At 62.7% G+C, this 25,082-nt stretch carries 20 protein-coding genes and 4 tRNA genes; 7 read left to right on the top strand and 17 right to left on the bottom strand.

Annotated features, from left to right (window positions below):
* Positions 1–61 precede the first annotated feature (61 nt).
* From P3R38_RS07480 to P3R38_RS07450, 7 genes are all read left to right on the top strand, one after another.
* Entirely contained in the window at positions 62–709 is a 648-nt protein-coding gene (locus P3R38_RS07480) for a response regulator (RefSeq protein WP_023379477.1), read from the top strand.
* 117 nt (positions 710–826) lie between these two features.
* Positions 827–1,426: a fimbrial protein gene (locus P3R38_RS07475; protein ID WP_023379475.1), complete on the top strand. Its 600-nt coding sequence runs from the start codon at positions 827–829 to the stop codon at positions 1,424–1,426.
* Positions 1,427–1,496: 70 nt separating this feature from the next.
* Entirely contained in the window at positions 1,497–2,249 is a 753-nt protein-coding gene (locus P3R38_RS07470; protein ID WP_277686960.1) for a molecular chaperone, read from the top strand.
* Between the two features lie 86 nt (positions 2,250–2,335).
* A complete protein-coding gene (locus tag P3R38_RS07465) occupies positions 2,336–4,891 on the top strand; it encodes a fimbria/pilus outer membrane usher protein (RefSeq protein ID WP_186599117.1) in 2,556 nt (851 codons plus the stop codon).
* Positions 4,892–5,151: 260 nt separating this feature from the next.
* Positions 5,152–6,510 carry a Na+/H+ antiporter NhaA gene (gene nhaA / locus P3R38_RS07460; RefSeq protein ID WP_277686959.1) on the top strand — a complete coding sequence of 453 codons (1,359 nt, stop codon included), beginning with the start codon at positions 5,152–5,154 and terminating at the stop codon, positions 6,508–6,510.
* Between the two features lie 190 nt (positions 6,511–6,700).
* A complete protein-coding gene (locus P3R38_RS07455; protein ID WP_023379471.1) occupies positions 6,701–7,819 on the top strand; it encodes a nitrilase-related carbon-nitrogen hydrolase in 1,119 nt (372 codons plus the stop codon).
* Positions 7,820–7,823: 4 nt separating this feature from the next.
* Positions 7,824–8,864: an AraC family transcriptional regulator gene (locus P3R38_RS07450; RefSeq protein WP_277686958.1), complete on the top strand. Its 1,041-nt coding sequence runs from the start codon at positions 7,824–7,826 to the stop codon at positions 8,862–8,864.
* 200 nt (positions 8,865–9,064) lie between these two features.
* Here P3R38_RS07450 and P3R38_RS07445 read toward each other — a convergent pair whose 3' ends face one another.
* The 17 genes from P3R38_RS07445 to asd form a co-directional block, all read right to left on the bottom strand.
* On the bottom strand, positions 9,065–9,949 hold the full coding sequence (locus P3R38_RS07445; RefSeq protein WP_023379469.1) for a DUF2242 domain-containing protein: 885 nt from the start codon (positions 9,947–9,949) through the stop codon (positions 9,065–9,067).
* Positions 9,950–10,154: 205 nt separating this feature from the next.
* Positions 10,155–10,231: transfer RNA gene (locus P3R38_RS07440), tRNA-Asp, on the bottom strand.
* A gap of 145 nt (positions 10,232–10,376) precedes the next feature.
* A tRNA-Asp gene (locus tag P3R38_RS07435) sits at positions 10,377–10,453 on the bottom strand.
* Positions 10,454–10,552: 99 nt separating this feature from the next.
* Positions 10,553–10,629, bottom strand: a tRNA-Asp gene (locus tag P3R38_RS07430).
* A gap of 80 nt (positions 10,630–10,709) precedes the next feature.
* A tRNA-Val gene (locus P3R38_RS07425) sits at positions 10,710–10,785 on the bottom strand.
* 235 nt (positions 10,786–11,020) lie between these two features.
* Entirely contained in the window at positions 11,021–11,794 is a 774-nt protein-coding gene (locus P3R38_RS07420; protein WP_023379457.1) for an SDR family oxidoreductase, read from the bottom strand.
* Positions 11,791–13,002, bottom strand: a complete 1,212-nt coding sequence (locus P3R38_RS07415) for an O-succinylhomoserine sulfhydrylase (protein ID WP_023379456.1) — start codon at positions 13,000–13,002, stop codon at positions 11,791–11,793. The genes P3R38_RS07420 and P3R38_RS07415 overlap by 4 nt, the downstream gene beginning before the upstream one ends.
* 15 nt (positions 13,003–13,017) lie before the next feature.
* Positions 13,018–14,523, bottom strand: coding sequence for an amidophosphoribosyltransferase (gene purF / locus P3R38_RS07410; protein WP_023379454.1), 1,506 nt, complete (start codon positions 14,521–14,523; stop codon positions 13,018–13,020).
* A 42-nt stretch (positions 14,524–14,565) separates the two neighbouring features.
* The gene (locus P3R38_RS07405) at positions 14,566–15,123 is read right to left on the bottom strand and encodes a CvpA family protein (protein ID WP_023379452.1); all 558 of its coding nucleotides are present in this window, start codon (positions 15,121–15,123) and stop codon (positions 14,566–14,568) included.
* 127 nt (positions 15,124–15,250) lie between these two features.
* A complete protein-coding gene (locus P3R38_RS07400; protein ID WP_023379450.1) occupies positions 15,251–15,922 on the bottom strand; it encodes an SPOR domain-containing protein in 672 nt (223 codons plus the stop codon).
* A 4-nt stretch (positions 15,923–15,926) separates the two neighbouring features.
* The gene (gene folC, locus P3R38_RS07395; RefSeq protein WP_023379449.1) at positions 15,927–17,213 is read right to left on the bottom strand and encodes a bifunctional tetrahydrofolate synthase/dihydrofolate synthase; all 1,287 of its coding nucleotides are present in this window, start codon (positions 17,211–17,213) and stop codon (positions 15,927–15,929) included.
* On the bottom strand, positions 17,213–18,106 hold the full coding sequence (gene accD, locus P3R38_RS07390; RefSeq protein ID WP_023379447.1) for an acetyl-CoA carboxylase, carboxyltransferase subunit beta: 894 nt from the start codon (positions 18,104–18,106) through the stop codon (positions 17,213–17,215). The genes folC and accD overlap by 1 nt, the downstream gene beginning before the upstream one ends.
* Positions 18,107–18,326: 220 nt before the next feature.
* The gene (locus tag P3R38_RS07385; RefSeq protein WP_023379445.1) at positions 18,327–18,947 is read right to left on the bottom strand and encodes a phosphoribosylanthranilate isomerase; all 621 of its coding nucleotides are present in this window, start codon (positions 18,945–18,947) and stop codon (positions 18,327–18,329) included.
* Between the two features lie 60 nt (positions 18,948–19,007).
* Positions 19,008–19,862: a tRNA pseudouridine(38-40) synthase TruA gene (gene truA, locus P3R38_RS07380; protein WP_023379444.1), complete on the bottom strand. Its 855-nt coding sequence runs from the start codon at positions 19,860–19,862 to the stop codon at positions 19,008–19,010.
* 151 nt (positions 19,863–20,013) lie between these two features.
* Positions 20,014–22,725 carry a FimV/HubP family polar landmark protein gene (locus tag P3R38_RS07375; protein WP_023379443.1) on the bottom strand — a complete coding sequence of 904 codons (2,712 nt, stop codon included), beginning with the start codon at positions 22,723–22,725 and terminating at the stop codon, positions 20,014–20,016.
* 70 nt (positions 22,726–22,795) lie between these two features.
* Positions 22,796–23,800, bottom strand: coding sequence for an aspartate-semialdehyde dehydrogenase (locus tag P3R38_RS07370; protein ID WP_277686957.1), 1,005 nt, complete (start codon positions 23,798–23,800; stop codon positions 22,796–22,798).
* 164 nt (positions 23,801–23,964) lie between these two features.
* Positions 23,965–25,077, bottom strand: a complete 1,113-nt coding sequence (gene asd / locus P3R38_RS07365) for an aspartate-semialdehyde dehydrogenase (protein ID WP_023379441.1) — start codon at positions 25,075–25,077, stop codon at positions 23,965–23,967.
* Between the last annotated feature and the right edge of the window lie 5 nt (positions 25,078–25,082).

Raw genomic sequence — 25,082 nt, 5'->3', positions numbered from 1 at the left:
TCAGCGCTGACAACGCCTGCAAACAACCCTCCCATCCGCACCGGCTAACGGATCGTCTTTTATGGAAAAACTCAAGGTCATTATCGCCGACGATCATCCCATCGTGCTGCTCGGCGTCCGGGAACTGGTCGAGCGAGACCCACGCTTTGAAGTGGTCGGCGAGGCCGTCTGCTCGCAAGGGCTGATCGAACTGCTCGAACGCCACCCGGTGGACATGGTCATCTCCGACTACAACATGCCGGCAGACTCCCCCTATGGTGACGGCCTCAAATTGATCGACTACCTCAAACGTCACTATCCCGCAGTCCGCATTCTCGTGCTGACCATGATTTCCAACCCCCTGATCCTGACACGGCTGCAAGAACTGGGCGTCTACGGCGTCATCCAGAAGAACCAATTGCACGGTGAGATTGAAAAGGCGCTCAATGCCCTCGCCCGCAACAGCACCTACCGGGCGCCGGAACCGGCAAGGCACTCGGTGCTCGCCTGCACCACCGCCATCGACCAACGGGTAGAAAACCTGTCCCCCAAGGAATTCGAAATACTGCGTCTTTTCGTTGCCGGCCAAAGTGTCAGCGAGATTGCCCGCAGTCAACACCGCAGCACCAAGACCATTAGTGCGCAGAAAGTTTCAGCGATGCGCAAACTTGAAGTAAACAGCGACCAGGAGTTATTGGAATACTGCTTGGCGAGTCATATCTTCAACTAATTAACGACTGTCATTGTCGGGCCATTAAGATTCGTCTGATGTGCCAGGGAAACCACCTGACTTATCGTGAGCGTGCATTAACTTGCAGCACTTACTCACTATCACGTGGACATTAATATGAAAAAATTTTCCCTGGCCGCACTGACCCTGTCGCTTATCACCGCTTCGGCCGGCGTCCTGGCCGCCGAGCCCACCGGACCGGTCAAGGGTGGCAGCGGCAAGATTTCCTTCACCGGCGTGATCAACAATGACGCCTGCTCGGTCGATGGCGCCAACGCCGACCGTATGATTGCCGTAGACATGGGCACCGTTTCGATCAAGGACATGGGCACCGCCGAAAACCCAACTTCGGGCCGCGTGACCGGCAAGGACTTCAACCTCAACGTCAACTGCAACGTCGGCACCAAGGTGGCGATGGTCTTCGATGCCAACAGCGGCGGCTCGGGCCTGGTCACTGGCAAGAAGGTCCTGGCCCTGACCAAGGGCACCGGCACCGCCGCCAACGTCGGCATCGCCCTGCTCGACCCCAACGGTAACCTGATCGACCTGAGCTCGGCCGCCACCGCCAAGATCCAGAGCGAAGTGCACGGCACGGGCGCCGAGGGCGGCGACGCTACCCTGAGCTTCTCCGCGGCCTACGTGACCACCGGCGCAGCGGGCACCGCCACTGCCGGTCGTGGTGACGCCACCCTGCCGTTCATCCTGCAGTACGAGTAATCACTTCGCAGCTGCTCCCTGGGCGAGGCTGATCAGCCTCGCCACTCCTTCGTCCCGCAAGGTATCCACCATGTTGCGTCGTTCTATGTATCCCGTTCTCGGGTTGCTGGGCATGCTCGTTGCCGCCCAGGCAACCGCCAGCATCTCCCTGAGCGCCACCCGCGTCATGTTCGACGGTGCTCACAAGGAAGCCAATGTCATCGTGCGCAATGGCAACCAGGAAGTCCTGGTGCAATCCTGGATAGACAGCGGCGACAGCGCCAAAGCGCCCGCGCCGTTCGCTGTGACACCACCGTTGGCCAGGGTAATGCCCAAGCAGGAACAACTGCTGCGTATTCTCTATGAAGGCCAAGGCTTGCCGACCGATCGCGAATCGGTGGTCTGGCTCAATGTCCAGGAAATCCCGCAAGCCAGTACCAAGGCCAATACCTTGCAACTGGCGGTGCGTCAACGTATCAAAATTTTCTTTCGCCCGGCCGACCTGCCCGGTAATGCACTGCTGGCACCGGAGCAATTGGTCTGGCAACTGACCCAACGCGGCGGACACGCACAACTGACTGTAAACAACCCCAGCCTGTTCCATGTGTCCATGGCCGATATCGAACTCAAACGCGGAAAGCAAACTGTGCTCAGCGTCGACTCGACCATGATCGCCCCGCGTGCAAACAGGACATTCAGCTCGGCACTTTCCCAGGTGGAGGGCCCGTTGACGCTCACGTTCAAGAGCATCAACGACTATGGCGCCCAACATGAATATTCCGTGCAGTTGAACACTGCCCAGCCTGGTAGCGCAAAGCCTGCCGAACCCGCCATCGCCCTGTGAAACCGTAGCGCCCACACCTCACGCGTCTGGTCCCGTGCGGCCTCCCCGTGCCCAGCCCGTGCCGGGACATGAAATAGGTTCCTCGTATGTCTCTGTCCATCGCCTCCCGCTCCGTAGTCGGCGCCGCTGCAGGCGTGCGCGCGCTCAATGGCGGCACGTTTCGTCCGGCCTGGAAGCTCAACGCCCTGTCACTGGTCATCTGCACCACGCTACCCGGCTTGGCAGCGGCGCAGGATGACCCGCACCTGCAAGGCTTCAACACCACCTTCCTGCAGGGCGCGCAATCGGCGGTCGACTTGCAACTGCTGCTGTCGGCCAACAGCGTGCTGCCGGGCAATTATCGGGTAGACCTCTACAGCAACGACGTGCTGGTGGGCCGGCGTGACATCGACTTCAACCGCAACCCCCAGACCGGGGTCGTGGAACCCTGCCTGACCCTGGAGCTGCTCGGACAGTTGGGCATCGACATGGACAAGCTCAAGGCCCAAGGTCGTCTGGTTGACGCCCAGGCGTGCTACGACCTGCCCACTCTGATCGACCAGGCCAGCTTGAGCTACGACTCCAATCACCTGCGCCTGTCCGCCAGCATTCCGCAGGTTGCGATGAAACGTGGCTTGCGCGGCTATGTCGACCCGCAGCTGTGGGATGCCGGGGTGTCCGCAGCGTTCGTGAACTATCAATTCAATACCAGCCGCAGCGCCGGCGATGCCCAGACCCGCATCAACAACAACCTGAGCCTGCGCAACGGTATCAACCTCGGCAGCTGGCGCTTGCGCAACGAGTCGAACTTCAGCAGCGGTACCGGTCGGCCGGACACTTTCAAGAGCAACCGCAGCTATGTGCAACATGACGTGACGGCGCTCAAGGGCCAGTTCAGCGCAGGCGACATCTTCAGCGACACCGACCTGTTCGACAGCGTGCGCTACCGGGGCCTGAAACTGGCTTCGGACGAAGGCATGCGCGCCGATAGCGAGCGCGGCTACGCGCCGGTGGTCAGGGGTGTAGCCCAGACCAGTGCCAGGGTCGAGATTCGCCAGAACGACTACGTGCTCTATACCACCAACGTTCCGCCCGGCCCATTCGAAATCAGCGACATCTACCCCAGCGGCTCCAATGGCGACCTGGAGGTCACCATCATCGAGGCCGACGGTCGCCGGCGGGTCAGCACGCAAGCATTCTCCAGCTTGCCGCTCATGGTCCGCGATGGCCAGGTCAAGTACAGCCTCTCCGCCGGACGCTACAACAGCAATACCGAGGGCCTGGCCAGGCCGCAGATGCTCAGCACGACGCTGGCCTACGGCCTGTCCAACACCTTGACTGGCGTCGTCGGCCTGCAAGCCACCGACAACTACAAGGCACTGGCCGTGGGCAGCGGTTTGAACACGCTGCTGGGCGCATTCTCGCTGGATGTCACCCACTCCTCGAGCAAGGCCCAGGGCCAGACCACCCAGGGCAACAGCTTGCGGGCGCTGTACGCCAAGACATTCACCGGCACCGACACCAACTTCACACTGGCCGCCTACCGCTACTCCACCGAGGGCTACCGCACCCTCGCCCAGCATGTCGAGGACATGAGCACAGATTTGGTCAAACGCAGCGGCAACTCCAAGACCCGAACCGACCTGACCATCAACCAGAGTCTGGGCCGCAACCGCGCCTTCGGCAGCCTGTACCTGACGGCCACCGACCAGCGCTACTGGAACCGAGGCGGCTCGCAGAGTCTGTCCGCAGGCTACAGCAACAACTGGGGCGAAGTTTCCTACAACATCGACGTCAGCCGCACCAAGGAACTGGGAACTTCAGGCCCTTCTGGGGAAGATACCCAGTTCAACGTATCGGTGTCGTTCCCGCTCGGCAGCCGCGCCCGTGCACCTCGGGCGTTCGTCACCACGAGCACGCAGAAAGGCAATGACACCACCCAGGCTGGCGTCAACGGTTATCTCTCGGAGACCAGCGACACCTTCTACTCGATCCAGGGCGGGCACAGCCGCACCAGCGGCAGCTCGGCATCGGCCAACCTCAATACCCGCACCTCGGTCGCCGACATCAGCCTGGGCTATAGCCAGGGACGCGGCTACGACTCGCAGAACCTGAACATCGCCGGGGCCGTCGTCGCCCACCAAGGTGGCATCAACCTCGGCCAGACGCTGAGCGAAACCTTCGCACTGGCCGAAGTGCCCGGGGTGAAGGGTGCAAAGATCAGCAGCTACAGCGGTGTGGAAACCGGACGTAATGGCTACGCGGTGATCCCCAATGCCCAGCCCTACCGGGTCAACTGGATCAGCCTCGATACCCGCGATCTGGGGGGCGACATCGAGATCGACAACGCCACGCAGCAACTGGTGCCTCGACGCGGCGCCGTCGTGCTTGCCCGCTACACGGGCAAGAGCGGGCGTCGGGTGCAGTTCGAGCTGTTCGACGAGCGTAACCAGTCGATTCCATTCGGCGCCTCGGTCGAAGATACCGAAGGCAGGCAACTGGCGATTTCCGACCCAAGCGGCAAGGCATTGGTGCTGTTGGAGCAGGATCAGGGCAGCCTGACCATCAAGTGGAGCGACCGACAGTGTGTGGCGGCGTATCACCTGCCCGAACGGGACAAAGCGGTGAATTATGAACGCCAGCGCCTGGTGTGCCAGCCGTAGCAGGCGACCCGGGCGCGCAAGCCATCGTTCGTGGCCCCCGGGGATGATCGGAAACGCGATGTAAAAAAATAGTGCAGCCAGGGCTGCCAAAGCCTATGAACAAGGCCGCACCACGCCTTGGCGTGAACTCATGGCGAGTTCTTTTTTCCTTGAAGGCGGCGCACTCCTGTACAATGCGCCCTGGGTGCTAGCTGCATGAGGCAGTGACGCAGGTTAAATGGACACGCAGGTCGGGCCGCCTTGCGGGAGTTCTTGCGCCTATGCAAAAAACCAAGCTAACCCGTGCCCAGCAACTGGCTGCCCATGCCTTCGCCAACCTCGAACGCTTCCTGCATATCGAAGCTGTCAGTGGTGTGGTCCTGCTGGTCGCTGCCATCGCCGCCCTGATCTGGGCAAACTCCCCCGCTGCCGCCAGTTACGACGCACTCTGGCACACGCCTGTTTCCTTCGGGATCGGCTCGCTGGTGGTCTCGCAGTCGCTGCATTTCTGGATCAACGACGGCCTGATGACCATTTTCTTCCTGGTCGTCGGCATGGAGATTCGCCGTGAAATCCATGAAGGCGCCCTGTCCAGCCTGCGCCAGGCCACGCTGCCCATGGCCGCTGCCATCGGTGGTGTAGCGATCCCGGCACTGATCTACCTGAGCTTCGGCCATGCGCCAGCCGAGCAACAAGGGTGGGCGGTACCCACCGCGACGGATATCGCCTTCGCCGTTGGCGTCCTGGCGCTGCTGGGCAAGTCGATTCCCGCGAATGTCCGCGTTTTCCTGCTGGCCCTGGCGATCATCGACGACATCATCGCCGTGCTGATCATCGCCTTCTTCTATTCCGGCGGCCTCGATTACAGCGGCCTCGCCTTGGCTGCGGTTGGCCTGCTGATGGTGGTGGGGCTGCAGAAGATAGGCGTCGGGTCGGCATACGCCTATGTCATACCAGGCTTGATCACCTGGCTGGGCATCCTGATGACCGGTGCCCACCCGACCCTGGCCGGCGTCGTGCTCGGCTTGATGACCCCCGTTGCTGCAATGCCCATGCGTCAGCGCCCGCTGGAGGCGATCTCGCAATTCACCGGTGAACTGCTGGGCCGCGCGCAGACCCCGGAGCAGGATCCACATCAACTGATGGACCCCCTCAAGCGTCTGCGCCTGGCACAACGCGAACTGGTCGCACCGGTGGTGCGCATGCAAGGTCACCTGCACCCCTGGGTGGCCTACGCCATCATGCCGCTGTTCGCCCTTGCCAATGCTGGCGTCAGTCTCTCGGGTGTCGACCTGTCCGCTCCAGGGCCTTACTGGGTGATGACTGCCGTAGCGGTCGCACTGGTACTCGGCAAGCCGCTGGGCATCGTCAGTGTCAGCTGGCTCATGGTCCGGTTGGGGTGGTGCGCATTGCCTGCCGGTGTGACCTGGGCAGGTATCACCTTGATCGGCTTGCTGGCGGGTATCGGCTTCACCATGTCGATCTTCATCGCCAACCTCGCCTACGCCGATCCAGCCGCCTTGGGTGCCGCCAAACTCGGGGTGTTGTCCGGTTCGGTCATCGCCGCCGTCATTGGCCTCACCTGGGGCTTCTGGAGCCTGCGCCGGGGTGCGGCCAGCACCAAGGTCGAAGCCGTCTGACGCTGGATTTTCTACCCCTCCAACCTGCCGCCTCTGCCAGGCGGCAGGTCGGGCATCGACCCGGTTTCGATCGCCAGCCCTACCCTCAAGACCGCCGATCATTTAACCTTCCTGTCAACTGCACGCTGCTGCAGCGAATGCTCTGCTTCACTGCACGACCATTTCGCCCCTCAACCAACAGTAAGGCTTCATGCGAAAACTCCTGGCAAGCGCCCTGGCGCTGGTAATGATTGCCGCGCTAAGCGGCTACGGCTTCTGGACCTTGCAACGACCGGAAGGCCATTACCTCTCGGACCTGCGCATCGAGCTGGCGCTGAACCATGGCGTACCGGGCGACAACGGCAACCTGCTGGGCGTGGAGCCCCTGCTCTACCCCAGCGACTACCAGAACCTGCAACGCCTGCACCGCAAGCTTTCGGCCTACCTGGAACAGGCGCGCGCCCAAGGCCTGGTAGGCCCCCGCACGGTGGTGGTGCTACCCGAACACATCGGCACCTGGCTGTGGGCACGGGGCGAGAAGAACGAGTTGTACCAAGTCACTCGCAGCCAGGAAGCCTTGCAATGGCTGGAACTGAGCAACCCGCTGCGCTATGCGATGGCGATGCTTAGCGCAAGCGGCGATGACCGCCGTACCGATGCACACCTGCGCATGAAAGCGCAGCAGATGGCCAGCGACTATCAGCTGCTGTTCGGCGGCCTGGCCCAGGAGTTCGGGGTGACGTTGGTCGCCGGCTCGATCGTGCTGCCGGCCCCGTATATCAAGGATGGAGTGTTGCACACCGGAAGTGGCCCACTGTTCAACAGCAGCGTCGTGTTCGCCGCCAATGGCTCGCCGCTGGGCCAGCCCCAGCGCCAGCAATTTCCCGACAGCGAGACGCGCCGTTACATTCACGATGGCCGCCAGCAACCCTTGCACGTGGTGCAGACACCCGCCGGACGCCTTGGCGTGCTGGTAGGCAGCGACAGCTGGTATCCCTCGAACCACCAGCAACTGGCACGACAATCGGTGCAGATCATCGCCAACCCGGTATTCCTGAGCGGTAAAGGCAGCTGGGAGACGCCGTGGCGCGGCAATCGGCATCAGCAGGCCGCCGCGGCGCTGGCGTTGCAACGCGGTGAAGTCAGCGAACAAACCGCCTGGCAGCGCTTGACCCAAGCCGCAGACGCGAGCGTGAGCAGCATGAGCGTCTTCATGCGTGGTCAGTTCTGGGAACAAGGCAGCGATGGCCAGGGCTTTGCCCATCAGGCAGGAGCGCTGCTGGCCGGCCCGCCCAGCCAGGGCGCCCGCTTGCTGAACCTGTGGTTGTGAAGCCATGCCACGCCCCCGTGTGCGCCTGGGAGACCTGTCGGTAGGCTTCGTCCAACCATTGGCGCAGGCACTGCGCGAATTGGGCCATGATCCCGCGCCCTTGCTGCTGCGCTACGGACTGGACACCACGCGCCTGGGCGAAGCCAATGCGCGATTGTCGATCCCGCGTTACATGCATCTGGGCCATGCGGCCATCGAGCTGACCGGCGAGCCGGCACTAGGCCTGCACATGGGCCGTCTGAGCCACCTCTCGCACGCCGGGCTTGCGGGTGTCACGGCCGCGCAGGCACCCACCCTGGGTGAAGCTGCGCGCACCTTGCTGCGTTTCGAACCGCTGTATGCTGCCAATTACCGGGGCCATTCCAGTTTCCTGGAGGACCCGTACGGCGCCTGGCTGCGTTTCTATTCCATCAGCCCTTACAACGGTTACAACCGTTTCGTGGTCGATTCGCTGCTGGCCGGCTGGCTGGCTCAACTTGCGGGGCTGGCTGGCGTCCCGCTGCAGGCCGAACGCCTGGAGATCGAGTTCGAGGCGCCTGACTACGCAGACCATTACCAGCCACTGTGCAGCACTGCCGTGCAGTTTGGCGCCAGCAGCAATCAACTGCGCCTGAACAAGGCCACGCTGGACCTTGTCAACCCGCACCATTGCCCGAGCACCTGGCACCACCTGCTGCAACTGTGCGAAGCGCAGATGCAGCAGCGCACGCGAGTGCGCAGCCTGGGCGAACGCATCACTCACTTGCTGGGGCCCTTGCTCAACGGTGGCCGTGAACCCGACCTGGAAGAGGTAGCACTGCACCTACAACTGCCCTGCTGGACCTTGCGCCGCAAGCTGGCGGAGGAAGGCACAGGGTTTCGCAGCCTGCTCAACGATACGAGGCGCGACCTGGCCGAGACCTATATCCGCGACACGGAACTGGCCTTCGGCGAGATTGCCTATTTGTTGGGATTTGCGTCAGCCGAAGCCTTCCAACGCGCGTTCAAGCGATGGACCGGCATGACGCCGGGAACGTTCCGGCGTAGCCAACGTCACGCGGGTTAAAGCTCGGTGGCGTCGTCCGCCGGCTCTGGGGTGTCCAGTTCGTAAGCCTGGTACTCGAGTAGCTCTTCCTGATAATCATCCATTGCCCTGCGTCCTCTTCATGCTTTCATTTTCGTTGGTCATGCCTTCAACCTAAGCAGGAAAGGTGAAGGAATGATGACAACTCCCATGAAGGGTAAACGTAGCAGGTGTTCAGGAAGTTAGCGCTGCTCTTCTGTAACAGTGGGTGTGGCCGCAGACGTGGCTGTTTCGGTGGCGCTGGCAGCGTCCTGAGTCTGCGCCTGGATCGGCGCAGGTTCCGCGGGCGGCGCGACCGGCTGCGAGCCCTGACTGTCATCGACTACCGGGGTCGCCTGGACTTCACTGGCAGGTGCAACGTTGGCAGAGGCTGGCGCCTGTGCAGCCAACGGCGCCGCAGCGGGAGCCTGAAGGGCGGCGGCGGGCGGCGGGGCAACCACTGGGGCGGCGGATGCCTGCTCCGGCAAGCCAAGGTCAGCTGCGGGCTTTTCTTCCTTGGGCGCCTCGACCTTCGCCTTCTGGGCTTTTTGGACCTTCTTCGGCTTTGGCAGGTAGCTCTCGACCAAGGCGAAGTAGCGATCATAGAACTGCGCTGCAGTCACCGTCTCACTGGCGACCTTGACCATCGAGTCGTCGCTCGAACCGATCGGCATGGAAACCGAGCCCAGCACACCGACACCCAAGCTGGCGGAGGTATTGGACTTCTTCAGGCTGTAGCGGTCCTGCAGGGCGTTGGCGAACATGGTCGAACGCTGATCGTCACTCACATCGGGCGCACAGGTGATGTTGAAGCTGATCTGCAGGTGGTTTTCGCTGTTCTGCTGAAAACTCTTGTTGCCCGTGACCTGATTGGCGCCACTGCTGGTGATAATGTAGCCCTGGCTGAGCAAGGCACGCCGTGCAGCCTCGCAGGAGCCGGCATCGCTCACCGGGAAACTGCGCGAGAAGGTTCCCGAGTCGTCGAAGTTCTCGTGTTCGTAGATAGCGGCTTTTTTCGAAGAGCAACCGGACACGCCCGCCAGCACTAGGGCCAGCCCGAGCGCACCAAAGACGGATGATCTGGTCATTGCGAATTCCGGGTAAGTCGAGAAGGTGTCTATTGTGCAACACACTGGGCAGTGACTGAAACCGTTCATCGGTGAAGAGTGTGTCAGCTTCTTGTAAATTCGGCCGCAGGTGCAACGGAGCACTGCCAAAGCCAAAAACAAAAAAAGCGACCCTGAGGTCGCTTTTCTTGTTGCTTCGAGGCGTTCAAGGACCTCGAGGCGAAGATGGCGCAGCGGACGGGACTCGAACCCGCGACCCCCGGCGTGACAGGCCGGTATTCTAACCGACTGAACTACCGCTGCGTATCGCTTGGGCTTGCGCCCGGTAAAACCTGATCTCCTGATCTACTCTGCTTGGTGCTTGGCACCCAGCGGTAGACACAAAAAAAGCGACACGATGATCGCTTCCCTTGTTGCTTCGAGGCGTTCAAGGACCTCGAAACGAAGATGGCGCAGCGGACGGGACTCGAACCCGCGACCCCCGGCGTGACAGGCCGGTATTCTAACCGACTGAACTACCGCTGCGTATCGTTCAGGCTTTCGCCTGATTGAAACTGGGATCAGCCTCAGGCATTTTCGCCTTTTGGCTTCAGACCGGTGCAAGGCACCCATCTGTTGAAAAAGTGGCGCAGCGGACGGGACTCGAACCCGCGACCCCCGGCGTGACAGGCCGGTATTCTAACCGACTGAACTACCGCTGCGCATAGTGGACTTGCGTCCTGTTCCTCTCTGGCGTTTCGCTTCTTTCAAAGCGGCCTGCACCAGGAACAATCTCAGGAAGTGGTGGGTGATGACGGGATCGAACCGCCGACCCTCTGCTTGTAAGGCAGATGCTCTCCCGGCTGAGCTAATCACCCCCGCGATGTTGCTTGTTGCGTTTGCTTCGCTGAGGCCGCGAAATTTACGCAGGTGCCGAAGCTAAGTCAATACCCCCATTGAATTTTTTTTCAAAAAGGGCAAAAAACAGTTTGCCGGTCCCTGGGGTTTTGCCTGCCTGTTGCGAGCCCATCTTCGGCAAGCCGGCTCCTGCAGTGATCCGCTAGAGAAACAAAAAAGGGGACCTTTCGGTCCCCTTCCCTGTCGCAGTGCGGTTCAGGTGTAGATCATCTTGCGCGTCATGCCACCATCGACCACGAACTCCTGGCCGGTGACGAAACCCGCCTGGCGCGACAGCAGCCAGGCCACCATCGCCGCGACATCTTCCACGGTCCCTACCCTGCCCGCCGGATGCTGGGCATGGTCAGCCTCGGTCAACGGCTCGGCACGGCGCTGCGAAGGGTCTCGCGCATCGATCCAGCCAGGGCTTACCGCGTTGACACGAATCTCCGGTCCCAGGCTCATGGCCAAAGCATGGGTCAAGGCCAGCAAACCGCCTTTACTGGCGGCATAGGCTTCGGTGTCTGGCTCCGATTGCCGCGCACGGGTCGAGGTCAGGTTGACGATGGCCCCTGCGTGCGCACGCAAATAGGGTGCGCAGTGCTTGGCCAGCAGCATCGGGCCATTGAGGTTGACCGCCAGTACCCGGTTCCACTGGGCCAGGCTCAGGCTTTCCAGCGTCTGATTGTGCGGATTGGCAATCGCCGCATTGCACACCAGGGCGTCCAAGCGGCCAAACTGACCCAGCACTTCGGACACCCCGGCACTCACCTGGGCCTCGTCGGCGACATCCATGGTGATGAACCAGGCGTTTTCCCCAAGTGCCTTGGCCACCTTGGCCCCTCGCTTGCGGTCAAGGTCGGTCAGCACAACCTGCCAGCCTTCGCAAATCAACCAGGCGGCAATGCCCAGGCCGATACCGCGAGCGGCCCCGGTCACCAGGGCTACCCGGCCGTTATGGCCCGGCCCACCGCCTTTCCAGTCGATCACAGCGCCGCCAGACCACGCGCCAGATCGGCTTGCAGATCAGCCACGTCTTCAAGGCCAACGGCAACCCGGATCAGGCTGTCGCGGATGCCCGCCGCTTCACGCTCCTGCGGCGTCAGACGACCGTGGGAGGTGGTGGCTGGGTGGGCGATGGTGGTTTTGCTGTCGCCCAGGTTGGTGGTGATCGAAATCATCCGGGTAGCGTCGATGACGCGCCAAGCGCCCTCTTTGCCGCCCTTGACCTCGAAACTGACCACTGCACCGAAGCCACTCATCTGGCGCTTGGCCAGCGCGTGCTGCGGGTGGCTCGGCAGCCCGGCGTAATGCACCTTTTCCACGCCATCCTGTTGCTCCAGCCATTCGGCCAGCTTCTGGGCACTCTCGCAGTGGGCGCGCATGCGCAACTTGAGCGTTTCCAGGCCTTTGGTGAATATCCAGGCGTTGAACGGGCTGAGCGTCGGCCCGGCGGTGCGCAGGAAGCCCACCACCTCCTTCATCTGCTCGGCACGGCCAGCAACCACGCCGCCCATGCAACGGCCCTGGCCGTCGATGAACTTGGTGGCGGAGTGGAAGACGATGTCGGCACCCAGTTTCAGTGGCTGCTGCAACGCCGGCGTACTGAAGCAGTTGTCCACCACCAGCAAGGCACCGTGGGCATGGGCAATTTCGGCCAGGGCGCTGATGTCCACCAACTCGGCGAGAGGGTTGGACGGCGACTCGACGACCAGCAGCTTGGTGTTGGCCTTGAGGGCCTTCTCCCAACCGCCTAGGTCCGCCAGCGGCACGTAGTCCACCTGTACGCCAAATCGCTTGAAGTACTTTTCGAACAGGCTGATGGTCGAGCCGAATACGCTCTGCGAGACCAGCACGTGGTCGCCTGCACTGCACAGCGACATGACCACCGCCAGCAGCGCCGACATGCCCGTTGAAGTCGCCACGGCCTGCTCAGCGCCTTCCATGGCCGCCAGGCGCTCTTCGAACGCCCGCACCGTGGGGTTGGTATAGCGGGAATAGACGTTGCCCGGGGTTTCACCGGCAAAGCGCGCGGCTGCATCGGCAGCCGTGCGGAAGACATAGCTGGAGGTCAGGAACAGCGCTTCGCTGTGCTCGGCCTCCGGTGTACGACTCTGACCGGCGCGCACCGCCAGGGTGTCGAAACCGACACCCTCGAGGTCACTGTCCAGTCGTCCGGCATCCCATTGATCCGTCATGCCGTCGCTCCCAAATCAGTTGTTGTAGAGGTCGATGATCGCGCTGACTGCCTGATTCTTGACCTTGGCCGCATCGTTGCGGGCCTGTTCGATACGGTCCAGATAGGCTTCGTCGATGTCGCCGGTGACGTATTCACCGTCGAACACCGCGCAATCGAAGTGCTCGATCTTGATCTTGCCGCCACCGACCGATTCGATCAGGTCTGGCAGGTCCTGGTAGACCAGCCAGTCGGCGCCGATCAACTCGGCCACCTGCTCGGTGGTACGGTTGTGGGCGATCAGCTCGTGAGCGCTCGGCATGTCGATGCCGTAGACGTTGGGGTAACGCACCGCAGGGGCTGCGGAGCAGAAGTAGACGTTCTTGGCGCCAGCTTCGCGCGCCATCTGGATGATCTGTTTGCAGGTGGTGCCACGCACGATCGAATCGTCGACCAGCATGACGTTCTTGCCACGGAACTCCAGCTCGATGGCATTGAGCTTCTGACGGACCGATTTCTTGCGCGCAGCCTGGCCAGGCATGATGAAGGTACGGCCAATGTAACGGTTCTTGACGAAACCTTCGCGGAACTTGACGCCCAGGTGGTTGGCCAGCTCCAACGCCGCGGTGCGGCTGGTGTCCGGAATCGGGATGACCACGTCGATGTCATGATCCGGGCGCTCGCGCTGGATCTTCTCGGCAAGTTTCTCGCCCATGCGCAGGCGCGCCTTGTACACCGAGACACCGTCCATGATCGAGTCGGGGCGGGCCAGGTAAACGTGCTCGAAGATGCACGGCTTGAGTTGCGGATTGGTGGCGCACTGCTTGGTGTACAGCTGGCCTTCCTCGGTGATGTACACCGCCTCACCCGGCGCCAGGTCGCGGATCAGGGTGAAACCGAGCACGTCGAGGGCAACGCTTTCCGAAGCGATCATGTATTCCACGCCCTCGTCGGTATGACGCTGGCCAAAGACCACCGGGCGAATACCGTTCGGGTCACGGAAGCCGACGATACCGTAACCGGTGATCATCGCCACCACCGCATAGCCACCCACGCAACGGCTGTGCACGTGGGAAACCGCAGCGAACACGTCCTCTTCGGTCGGCTGCAGCTTGCCGCGCACCGCCAGCTCATGGGCGAAGACGTTCAGCAGCACTTCCGAGTCGGAGTTGGTGTTGACGTGACGCAGGTCGGACTCGTAGATCTCCTTGGCCAGCTGCTCGACGTTGGTCAGGTTGCCGTTGTGTGCCAGGGTGATGCCGTACGGCGAGTTGACGTAGAACGGCTGGGCCTCAGCCGAGGTCGAGCTGCCCGCGGTCGGGTAGCGCACGTGACCGATACCCATGTGGCCGATCAGGCGCTGCATGTGGCGCTGCTGGAAGACATCGCGCACCAGGCCATTATCCTTGCGCAGGAACAACCGGCCGTCATGGCTGGTCACGATACCGGCAGCGTCCTGGCCGCGGTGCTGGAGGACCGTTAGCGCGTCATACAGCGCCTGATTGACGTTCGACTTACCGACGATACCGACGATGCCACACATGCGACGCAACCCCTACTTTGATGAAACTTGAGTGAATAGCACTCAGGGCTTGGTGGGCCCGAGCAACTGTTCCTTGAACGGAAGATCAGCCGGTGCGCTGATCACACCACTGGACATCCACTGACCGGTGAAACCCATGATCAGGTTTTTCGACCAGTCAGCGACCAATAGAAACTGTGGTATCAGGCGTGATTCCTGCCACCAGCTATCTTGTTGAACCGGCCCCAGGCTGAGCAGCCCGATGGCCACCACCACCAGCAAGGCCCCGCGCGCGGCGCCGAACGCCATGCCGAGGAAACGATCGGTGCCGGACAACCCGGTCACTCGGATCAGCTCGCCAATGAGGAAGTTGATCATGGCCCCCACCAGCAAGGTGGCGACGAACAGAATGGCGCAGCCTGCAATCGTGCGCATCGAGGGGGTCTGGATATAACTCTCAAGATACACCGAGAGCGACCCACCGAACATCCAGGCGACCGCCCCGGCAATGATCCAGATGAGCAGGGACAAGGCTTCCTTGACGAAGCCGCGCTTGAGACTGATCAGTGAGGAAATGGCGATGATCGCAATGATCGCCCAATCAACCCAGGTAAATGCCACGGTGCTGCCTGCAGACGTTTGAGGCGGCGCATTTTACCAGAGCGGCGGGCTTGGGGTAAGCGGAATGTCAGGGTGATTCGCGATGCACTCATTGCCGGCGATGGGCTGCAAGGCAGCCCCGGCAAAATCAGCTGCGCTCCGGCTGGAAGCGCACCACAAAGCCTTTGAGGTTCTGCTGCCGATTGATCGTGTCACGCAGGCGCTCGGCCTCCGCACGCTCGATCATTGGCCCGACATACACCCGGTTCATGCCACCGGCCGAACGAATGTAGGCGTTGTAGCCCTGACTGCGCAGGGTTTTCTGCAAACTCTCGGCACCGGCGCGGTTGGACAGGCTGGCCAATTGGATCGACCAGCTCACCGGCAGGCCATTAACGTCGATCTTCGAGGGTGCCGAAGCGGCTGGTGCCGGGGCGGGAGAAGCCGCCGGTCGGGTTTCAGCCTTGGCAACCGGTGCAGCCGCAGGCGCCGGCACTGGCGTCTGTGCCTTGGTCTGGGCCTGGGTCTGCGGCGAAGGCGTGATCGGCTGGCTTGGGGTGGTGACCGGCGCAGTGGACTCATTGACCACCACCGGCGCTGGCTGAGGCTCTTCCGGCACAGGTTGCGGCTCCGGCACGGCAACCGGCTCGACCTGCACTTGCGGCAAGGTCGGCATGGCCGGCGCCTGCGGAGCCTCAACCTGGACCTGGCGCATTTCATCCTCGCGGGTGAACAGCATCGGCAGGAAGATCACTGCCAATGCCACCAACACCAGCGCACCGACCATACGCTGTTTCATCCCTTTATCCAGCACAGCCATCTAATCAAGCCTCCGGGGCCTGCCGCTCCAGCCATTCCAGGGCCTCGGCGACACAGAAAAACGAACCGAACAGCAGAATCTGGTCATTCGACGTCACGTGCGCGCACTGCCCTTCCAGGGCATCGGCAACACTGGCGTAAGACTTCACCGTCGCGCCGAGGTTCGTCAAGGCTGCGAGCAACTCGGCGGCCGGACGACTGCGCGGGGTCGCCAGCGGCGTCACCGCCCAGTCATCGACCAAGCCCTGCAACGGCGCGACAACACCCGGCAGGTCCTTGTCGGCAAGCAGGCCGAACACCGCCAGACGACGTCCTTGCGGCGGGCGAGCCGCCAGACGTTGCGCCAGGTACTCGGCAGCGTGAGGGTTGTGCCCGACGTCCAGCAGCAACTCGACGCGCTTACCCTTCCAGATCAGCGAACGACGATCGAGACGCCCGGTGATGCGGGTGTCGAGCAACGCCTGGCGAAGCTGCCCGGCATCCCATGGCAACCCCATCAGCAGGTAAGCCTGCAAGGCCAAGGCGGCGTTTTCCATCGGCAAATCGAGCAATGGCAGATTGCGCAGCTCAACCTGCACCCCATCGGCGGCGGTACCCCGCCAATGCCAGGCGTCATCGGCGCTGGCCAGGTCGAAGTCGCGGCCACGCAGGAACATCGGCGCCGCCAGCTCGACGGCCTTGTCCAACAGCGGTTGCGGCGGGTCCAGATCACCACACAGCGCCGGTTTGCCAGCGCGGAAGATACCGGCCTTCTCGAACGCCACCTTTTCGCGGGTATCGCCCAGGTAGTCGACATGATCCACGCCGATGCTGGTCACCAACGCCAGATCGGCATCGACTACGTTCACGGTGTCCAGACGGCCACCGAGCCCCACTTCAAGCACGACGGCATCCAGTGCCGAGCGCTGGAACAACCAGAACGCGGCCAGGGTACCCATCTCGAAATAGGTCAGGGAAATCTCGCCCCGCGCCGCCTCGACAGCGGCGAAGGCGTCGCACAGCTGCTCATCGCTGGCCTCATGGCCGTCGATCAGCACCCGTTCGTTGTAGCGCAGTAGGTGTGGCGAACTGTACACGCCCACCTTCAGCCCCTGGGCACGCAGCATCGACGCCACGAAGGCGCAGGTCGAGCCCTTGCCATTGGTGCCAGTCACGGTCACCACGCGTGGCGCCAGCTTGCCCAGCGCCAGCCGGGCAAGCACCTTCTGCGAACGCTCCAGCCCCATGTCGATGGCCGTAGGGTGCAACTGTTCGAGGTAGGCGAGCCACTCGCCCAGGTTGCGCTCTGTCATCACGCGACCGCAGCCGCCTCACGCGCCTGTGCTGGCGTTTCCTGGCCGGTCATCTGCGCCAGCAGACGAGCCAGGCGCGGACGCAGCTCGCCACGAGGGATGATCAGGTCGATAGCGCCGTGCTCCAGGAGGAACTCGCTGCGCTGGAAGCCTTCCGGCAGTTTTTCGCGCACGGTCTGCTCGATGACGCGCGGACCGGCGAAGCCGATCAGTGCCTTCGGCTCACCAACGATGACATCGCCGAGCATTGCCAGGCTGGCGGAAACACCCCCGTAGACCGGGTCGGTCAACACGGAAATGAACGGAATGCCTTCTTCACGCAAGCGCGCCAGCACAGCCGAGGTCTTGGCCATCTGCATCAGCGAGATCAGTGCTTCTTGCATGCGTGCACCGCCGGAGGCCGAGAAGCAGACCATCGGGCAACGGTTTTCCAGGGCGTAGTTGGCCGCACGGACGAAACGCTCGCCGACGATGGCGCCCATCGAGCCACCCATGAAGGAGAATTCGAAGGCGCTGACCACGATCGGCATGCCCATCAGGGTGCCGCTCATGGAAATCAGCGCATCCTTCTCGCCAGTCTGCTTCTGCGCGCCCGCCAGGCGGTCCTTGTACTTCTTGCCATCACGGAACTTCAGGCGGTCGACCGGCTCCAGCTCGGCACCCAGTTCTGCGCGACCTTCCGGATCGAGGAAGATGTCGATGCGGGCGCGAGCGCCGATGCGCATGTGGTGGTTGCACTTGGGGCAGACATCCAAGGTCTTTTCCAGCTCCGGACGATACAGCACGGCCTCGCAAGCCGGGCACTTGTGCCACAGGCCTTCAGGCACCGAGCTCTTCTTCACCTCGGAACGCATGATCGAAGGGATCAGTTTGTCGACTAACCAGTTGCTCATGCTTTCTTTCTCCAGTATCGGCGGGCAATGACCGGCCAAGCCGGCCTTGCCTTGCCCTTGAGCTCACATTCTTCTACGAAACGATGACGGACCGGTCGCAGGCCTGGCTGCGCACCGCTCCACCTTCAATTTGTCATTCGACCGCGGATGTTCCGGCGGTCGCCCCGCAGGGCTGCGATAGCTATGGACGATGGCGCTCGGCCTGCCGTCACATCCACCTTCATGCCTGCTTGACCGCGCGCATGAAGGCTTCGATTTTCGCGGCATCCTTGATGCCTTTGGCCTGCTCTACCCCACCGCTGACATCCACCCCATAAGGCCGTACCTGGGCGATGGCCTGGCCGACGTTTTCCGCCGACAGACCGCCTGCCAGGATGATCGGTTTGCTGAGCCGGGCCGGCACCAGCGACCAGTCGAAGGCCTCGCCGGTACCACCAGGGACGCCGGCCACGTAGGTGTCCAGCAAGATGCCGCGCGCCCCTGCGTAAAGCTGGCAGGCCGCCTCGAGATCATCCCCCGGGCGCACGCGCAGGGCCTTGATCCAGGGGCGATGGTAACCCTCGCAGTCGGCAGGTGTTTCATCGCCGTGGAACTGTAGCAGGTCCAGCGGCACCACCTCGAGAATCTCGTTCAGCTCGCAGCGCGAAGCATTGACGAACAACCCGACCGTGGTCACGAAGGGTGGCAGTTCGGCAATGATGGCGCGCGCCTGGCGCACATCCACGGCACGCGGGCTCTTGGCATAGAAGACGAAGCCAATGGCATCGGCGCCAGCCTCGGCGGCCGCGAGTGCGTCTTCAATGCGGGTAATGCCGCATATCTTGCTGCGAACGTTGCTCATGGACTGCGAACCCTGAGTGATCGGTTAAAGGCCAGATGGTAGCAAATGACTTTTCACCCGTCAGTCTGCCAAGGCCTCGTAGCCGGTCAAAAAGTGTGGACCGATGTAACGTTGCGGCAACGGGAACGCCTCCGGGTACTCGACCTGTACCAGATACAGCCCATAAGGGTGCGCCGTGACACCACCTTCGCGTCGATTGCGCCCCTCCAGCACCTCCCGCGCCCAGCTCACTGGCCGCTCGCCAGCGCCGATGGTCATCAGCACGCCAGCGATGTTACGCACCATGTGATGCAGGAATGCCGTGGCGCGCACATCCAGCACGATCATCTGCCCATGGCGGGTCACCCGCAGGTGATGGATGTGCTTGATGGGCGACTTGGCCTGGCACTGGCTGGCACGGAAGGCGCTGAAGTCGTGGGTGCCCAGCAGGCACTGGGCGGCCTCGGCCATGCGCTGCACATCCAGCGGGCGGTGGTTCCAGGTCACTTCCTCCGCCAGGTGCGCGGGGCGAATCGGGTCGTTGTAGATGACGTAGCGATAACGCCGGGCAGTGGCCTTGAAACGGGCATGGAAGTCCGCCGGCATTGGCCGTGCCCAGACCACGCTGATGTCATGGGGCAGGTTGAAGTTGGTGCCCAAGGTCCAGGCCCGCTCATCGCGCACGGCGCGGGTGTCGAAGTGAACGACCTGGCCGCAACCATGAACACCGGCGTCGGTACGCCCGGCGCAGACCACTGTGATCGGCTCGTCGGCGACCTTCGACAGTGCCTGTTCCAGCGCCTGCTGAACACTGGGCACGCCGCTGGCCTGACGCTGCCAGCCACGGTAACGCGAGCCCTTGTATTCCACCCCCAGGGCAATGCGGGTGAAGCCTTCGGCGGCCGATTCGGAGGCGGCGGTATCGATGATGTCCAAGAACCTGAAACCTGTGGGTAGTACGATTGGCGGGGATTATAACGACAACGGCAGCCGTGTTGGGCTGCCGTTGTGGGTTCACAGGAAGTTGTTGCCTGGACCGTCCCTATCGCCTGCGAGCCGGGGCCTGAAGGGGCCTGCGCATGCGGAGTCACACCAGCCGGGACAGCATTTCCTCGGCTTCCTGACGCTGGGTATCGTCGCCATCCTTGACCACTTCGTCGAGGATGTCGCGGGCTCCCTGGTGATCACCCATGTCGATGTAAGCGCGCGCCAGGTCGAGCTTGGTGGCCACCTCATCGGCGCCTGAGAAGAAATCGAAGTCCAGGTCATCCAGTGGCGCAGGCTCCGCCGCTGCATCTTCGGCCGTGAAGTGAGGCTCGAGCGAGGGCGACTCCAGGTTCTGCGACAACTTGTCCAACTCTGCGTTGACGTCATCGAGCTCCGAGGCAAAACGCTTTGCCGCCGGCGAGTCGTCGTTCAGCGACAGCGACAGGTCGAAGTCTTCAGGCAGCTCCAGCTCGGAGATCGGGTCGAACTCCGGCATGGCGTCGAACGCGGCGAGTTCTGCCGCGACATCCACGGGCGTTTCCTCGGCAGCCGGGACAGCCGGCTCGCCGACATCCAGGTCGAAGTCGGCCAGATCGTCGACACTTTGCGGCTCGGCCGATGCCTGGGCCTGGGCCAGCAGCGCTTCGAAATCATCATCGGCATCGGTCTCGGCAGGCTGCGAAGCCACTTCCTGGACAACGTCGGCAGTGATCTCAGGCTCAGCTTCGACCACCGGATCGAGCAAGGAGGCTTCGTCGAGCATGGGTGGCTCGAGCGGATCCTCCAGCGGCAGGTCATCGCTCAGACTCAAATCGAAGTCACCGTCCGGATCCGGGATAGCCTGGGCCGGCTCTTGCGCGACGGCTTCGACTTCAGGCTCTACCTGCGCTTGAGGCTCAGGTTCAGGCTCGACTGGAGACGCTTCGGCATCGGCAACAGGCTGCGACGCTTCTTCGACGACGCTGGAGGTCTCTGGCGAGTCTTGCAGCAGGTCCTGCACGTACTGCTCGTCAAGTTCGGCGGCCAGGGCGGCGGCCCCCAGCCCGGCAGCCATGCCCAGCATCGCCGGGTAGCGCTCCTTGAGAGCACCGACCTGAGCGGAGTTGGCCTCGTTAGCCTGCAGCTTGTGCTCCTGCTCGACGAATGCGCTGTGGTCGCCCTGACGTGCGTACACTTCCATCAGCTTCAGACGCAGATCGTCGTGTGCAGGCTCGGCAGCGATCGCGGCTTCCAGCAGGTCGGCGGCGCGGTTCAAGCGCCCCAGGCCAATGCACTGCTCGACTTCTGCCAGCAGGCTGGCATGCGGGTTCTGCTGGGCCTCGACTACGACGGCAGCGGCTGGTTTTTCCGCAGCGGCGGCGGCAGCGGCGGATGCGGCCACCACGGCAGGCGCCAGCGTCACGCTGGGCGCCGAGACTTCCAGCTCATCGAAACTACTCGAAGGCAGGTCGAAGTCCTTGCCGCGCTCGCCCTCTTCGGCTAGCGCACGCGCCATGCGCAGGTGTTTCTCAGCTTCCTGCTGCGCCTTGCGCTTGCGCGCCAGAAGCAGCAGGAGCAGGAGCACTACCAGGAATGCCGAGCCTGCGATCAACCCCAGCAGCAGTGGGTTACCCATCACATCATCCAGCACGCCCCGCTGAGCCCCCTGCGTGAGCGCCACTTCAGGCGCTGGCTCAGGCGCGGTGTCGACCGCCGCAGGCGCTGGCGCCACCACGGGCTGGCCCGGAGTCGCTTGCGGCGTTGCCGCAGGCTGTGCCGGCGCAGGCTCGCCCGGCAGAGACGCAGCAGGGGCCGCAGCATCGGCGGCATTCTGCGCTTCGAGGCGGGCCAACTGGTCATTCTTCAGCTGAATCAGTCGCTCAAGCTTGCCCAACTGACTCTGCAGGTCAGCCATGCGGCTCTTGAGCTCTTCGTTGTCCCGACGGCTGGTGTCCAGGCTCTCCTGGGCCACGGCCAACTTGTCGCTGATGGCCTTGGCACTGCCAGCACCGGCCTGGCTACCCGGGCTGACCAGACGCAGGTTGTCACCCTGGGCGATACGCGCCGGAGTGGCTTCGGCAGCACCGCGCCGCGTGGCATCCAACTGCCGGGCACGTGGCCCCAGGCGCCGGCCCTCACGCCAGGCCGCATACTGCTCGGCCACGTCGCGAATTGCCTCTCCCTGGGGAATGCTTTGGATCTGCTGCTGGTCGGGCAGGCGCAGGACCTGGCCGACCTTCAACTGGTTGATGTTGTTGCCAATGAACGCGTCCGGGTTCAGCGCCTGGATCGCCAGCATGGTTTGCTGCACCGAACCGCCCTGGGTGTGCCGCGCGGCGATTTGCCACAAGGTGTCACGACGCTTGGTGGTATAGCGGCTGGCGCTGCTGACCGCCGGAGCGACATTGGCCGCTGCCGGTTGTTCGCCCTGGGCCTTGGCCTGGTCGAGCAGAACGCTGTAATCGCGCAGCAGACGGCCTTGCGGCCACATCACCTGCACCAGGAACTTCACCACCGAGCCTGGCAACGGTTGGCTGGAGGTTACCCGCAGCACACTCTTGCCATTGGGGTTGATCACCGGGGTGAAAGTCAGGTCCTCCAGGTAGCCTGGGTATTCGACCCCGGCCTTGCTGAACTCTTCTGGCGGCGCCAGGCTCGGCGCCACTTCGGCAGCGGTGAGGTCGCGCACATCGAGCAGCTCGATCTCGGCGTCCAACGGCTGGTTCTGGGCCGACTTGAGGGTCAGCTCTCCCAAACCCAACGCGTTCGCCATGCCAGACGACAGCGCCGACGCTGCCGCCATGGCCAGAACCAGTTTGCGAATTCGAAGCATGACCTCTTCCCTTGTATGAATCGTCCCAAAACCTGCGCAGGTTTAGGACAAAAGTGCTCGCCAGTATCTTTTACGCCATGTGTTTTATCAACAATTGCGCCACCTGCACGGCGTTGAGTGCAGCGCCCTTGCGCAGGTTGTCGGTGGTCAGCCACAGGTTGAGCTGCTCTGGCTCGTCAATACCATGGCGTACACGACCAACATAGACCACGTCTTGACCCACTGCGTCACCCACCGGGGTGGGATAATCGTCATCCTCGACCAGTTCGATACTGCCAGCGGCCTCGAGCGCCTGCTTGACTGCCTCCAGATCGACCGGACGACGGCTCTGCACGGCCACACTGAAGCTATCGCCAAAAAATACCGGGACTTGAACACAGCTCACGGAAATCTTCAGCTGGGGCTGCCCCAGCAGCACCCGCAACTCGCTGACCAGGCGACGCTCCACGGCCGTGTGACCCTGCTCATCGGCCGCGCCGACCTGCGCCAGCAGGTTGAAGGCTACCTGACGGTCGAAGAAGCGCGGCTCCAATGGCCGGGCATTGAGCAGCTCGGCGGTTTGCCGGGCCAGCTCGTTGACCGCCTCACGCCCCTGGGCAGACACCGCCAACGACGCCATGACCTGCACCCGCTCGATATCCACCAAGCCCTTCAGGGGCGCCAATGCCACCGCCAGCGCGACAGCCGATGTGCTGGGGCTGCAAATGCGAGCCGGCAGCTTCAGTTTGGCGATTTGCTCGGCATTGGCTTCGGGCACCAGCGCCAGCGCATCATCCAGCCCACCGGACAGGTCGATGACAGTACAGCCCGCGTGCTGCGCCTTGTCGGCGAAACTGCGGCTAACGGCGGGGCTGGCAGCGAAGAAGGCCAGCTTGACCTGGGCAAAATCGAAACTGTCGACTTCACGGACTTTGATTTTCTTGCCGGCGAACATGACGCTACTGCCCGCCGATTCCATGCTGGCCAGCAGATGCAGGGTCGCTACCGGAAAACTCAGCTCTTCGAGGATCTGTACGAGGGTTTCACCGACGCTACCGGTGGCGCCGACCACGGCGATATCCAAGGGGTGGGTCATGAAGAGAATCCTTTTGCTGAAACGGCGGGGGCGGCACTTTACTTGGATTGCAGGCGTTTGTCTGTGCTGGCCTTTGCGTGGGGCCCGTGCCACGAAGCTGCCTGCCCGCCCATAAAAAAACCCGCACTGGCTCCAGTACGGGTTTTTCGGTCGAGCCAGCGCGATCAACGTTCCAGCAGGATCCGCAGCATGCGACGCAGCGGCTCGGCGGCGCCCCACAGCAATTGGTCGCCCACGGTGAACGCGCCCAGGTACTGCGAGCCCATGTTCAGCTTGCGCAGACGGCCTACAGGAATGTTCAGGGTGCCGGTCACCTTGGTCGGGCTCAGCTCCTGCATGCTGATTTCACGCTGGTTGGGCACCAGTTTCACCCAAGGGTTGTGCTGGCTGATCAGGCCTTCGATGTCGGCCAGCGGCACGTCCTTGTTCAGCTTGATGGTCAGCGCCTGGCTGTGGCAGCGCATGGCTCCGATGCGCACGCAGATGCCATCGACCGGGATCGGGCTCTTGAAGCGACCGAGGATCTTGTTGGTCTCGGCCTGGGCCTTCCATTCTTCACGGCTCTGTCCGTTCGGCAGTTCCTTGTCGATCCACGGGATCAGGCTGCCAGCCAGCGGCACGCCGAAGTTCTCGGTCGGGAAAGCTTCGCCACGCATGGTTTCGGCAACCTTGCGGTCGATGTCGAGAATGGCGCTGGCCGGATTGGCCAGGTCATCGGCAACGGCTGCGTGAATACCGCCCATCTGCTTGATCAGCTCGCGCATGTTCTGCGCACCGGCACCCGAGGCCGCCTGATAGGTCATGGCACTCATCCACTCGACCAGACCGGCTTCGAACAGGCCACCCAGGCCCATCAGCATCAGGCTGACGGTGCAGTTGCCACCGATGTAGTTCTTGGTACCGGCATCGAGCTGCTGGTCGATGACCTTGCGGTTGACCGGGTCGAGGATGATCACCGCGTCATCCTGCATACGCAGGGACGAAGCGGCGTCGATCCAGTAGCCCTGCCAGCCGGCCTCACGCAGCTTGGGGAAGACCTCATTGGTGTAGTCGCCGCCCTGGCAGGTCAGGATGACGTCGAGGGTCTTGAGTTCTTCAATCGAATAAGCGTCCTTGAGCGGAGCAGTTTCCTTGCCCACGTTCGGACCTTGGCCACCGACATTGGAGGTGGTGAAGAACACCGGCTCAATCAGGTCGAAATCCTGCTCCTCCAGCATCCGCTGCATGAGCACGGAACCGACCATACCGCGCCAACCGATCAGACCTACACGTTTCATCGCAA

This window comes from Pseudomonas sp. NyZ480 (assembly GCF_029537255.1).
Taxonomy (GTDB): domain Bacteria; phylum Pseudomonadota; class Gammaproteobacteria; order Pseudomonadales; family Pseudomonadaceae; genus Aquipseudomonas; species Aquipseudomonas taiwanensis.
The sequence above is the reverse complement of the archived record's forward strand: the minus strand, read 5'-3'. Positions and strand labels throughout refer to the sequence as shown.

Bases quoted from the DNA above. Each gene is read 5' to 3' on its own strand.
- P3R38_RS07480 (WP_023379477.1), top strand. From the start codon at position 62: ATGGAAAAACTCAAGGTCATTATCGCCGACGATCATCCCATCGTGCTG.
- P3R38_RS07475 (WP_023379475.1), top strand. From the start codon at position 827: ATGAAAAAATTTTCCCTGGCCGCACTGACCCTGTCGCTTATCACCGCT.
- P3R38_RS07470 (WP_277686960.1), top strand. From the start codon at position 1,497: ATGTTGCGTCGTTCTATGTATCCCGTTCTCGGGTTGCTGGGCATGCTC.
- P3R38_RS07465 (WP_186599117.1), top strand. From the start codon at position 2,336: ATGTCTCTGTCCATCGCCTCCCGCTCCGTAGTCGGCGCCGCTGCAGGC.
- nhaA (WP_277686959.1), top strand. From the start codon at position 5,152: ATGCAAAAAACCAAGCTAACCCGTGCCCAGCAACTGGCTGCCCATGCC.
- P3R38_RS07455 (WP_023379471.1), top strand. From the start codon at position 6,701: ATGCGAAAACTCCTGGCAAGCGCCCTGGCGCTGGTAATGATTGCCGCG.
- P3R38_RS07450 (WP_277686958.1), top strand. From the start codon at position 7,824: ATGCCACGCCCCCGTGTGCGCCTGGGAGACCTGTCGGTAGGCTTCGTC.
- P3R38_RS07445 (WP_023379469.1), bottom strand. From the start codon at position 9,949: ATGACCAGATCATCCGTCTTTGGTGCGCTCGGGCTGGCCCTAGTGCTG.
- P3R38_RS07415 (WP_023379456.1), bottom strand. From the start codon at position 13,002: ATGACGGATCAATGGGATGCCGGACGACTGGACAGTGACCTCGAGGGT.
- purF (WP_023379454.1), bottom strand. From the start codon at position 14,523: ATGTGTGGCATCGTCGGTATCGTCGGTAAGTCGAACGTCAATCAGGCG.
- P3R38_RS07400 (WP_023379450.1), bottom strand. From the start codon at position 15,922: ATGGCTGTGCTGGATAAAGGGATGAAACAGCGTATGGTCGGTGCGCTG.
- folC (WP_023379449.1), bottom strand. From the start codon at position 17,213: ATGACAGAGCGCAACCTGGGCGAGTGGCTCGCCTACCTCGAACAGTTG.
- accD (WP_023379447.1), bottom strand. From the start codon at position 18,106: ATGAGCAACTGGTTAGTCGACAAACTGATCCCTTCGATCATGCGTTCC.
- P3R38_RS07385 (WP_023379445.1), bottom strand. From the start codon at position 18,947: ATGAGCAACGTTCGCAGCAAGATATGCGGCATTACCCGCATTGAAGAC.
- P3R38_RS07375 (WP_023379443.1), bottom strand. From the start codon at position 22,725: ATGCTTCGAATTCGCAAACTGGTTCTGGCCATGGCGGCAGCGTCGGCG.
- P3R38_RS07370 (WP_277686957.1), bottom strand. From the start codon at position 23,800: ATGACCCACCCCTTGGATATCGCCGTGGTCGGCGCCACCGGTAGCGTC.
- asd (WP_023379441.1), bottom strand. From the start codon at position 25,077: ATGAAACGTGTAGGTCTGATCGGTTGGCGCGGTATGGTCGGTTCCGTG.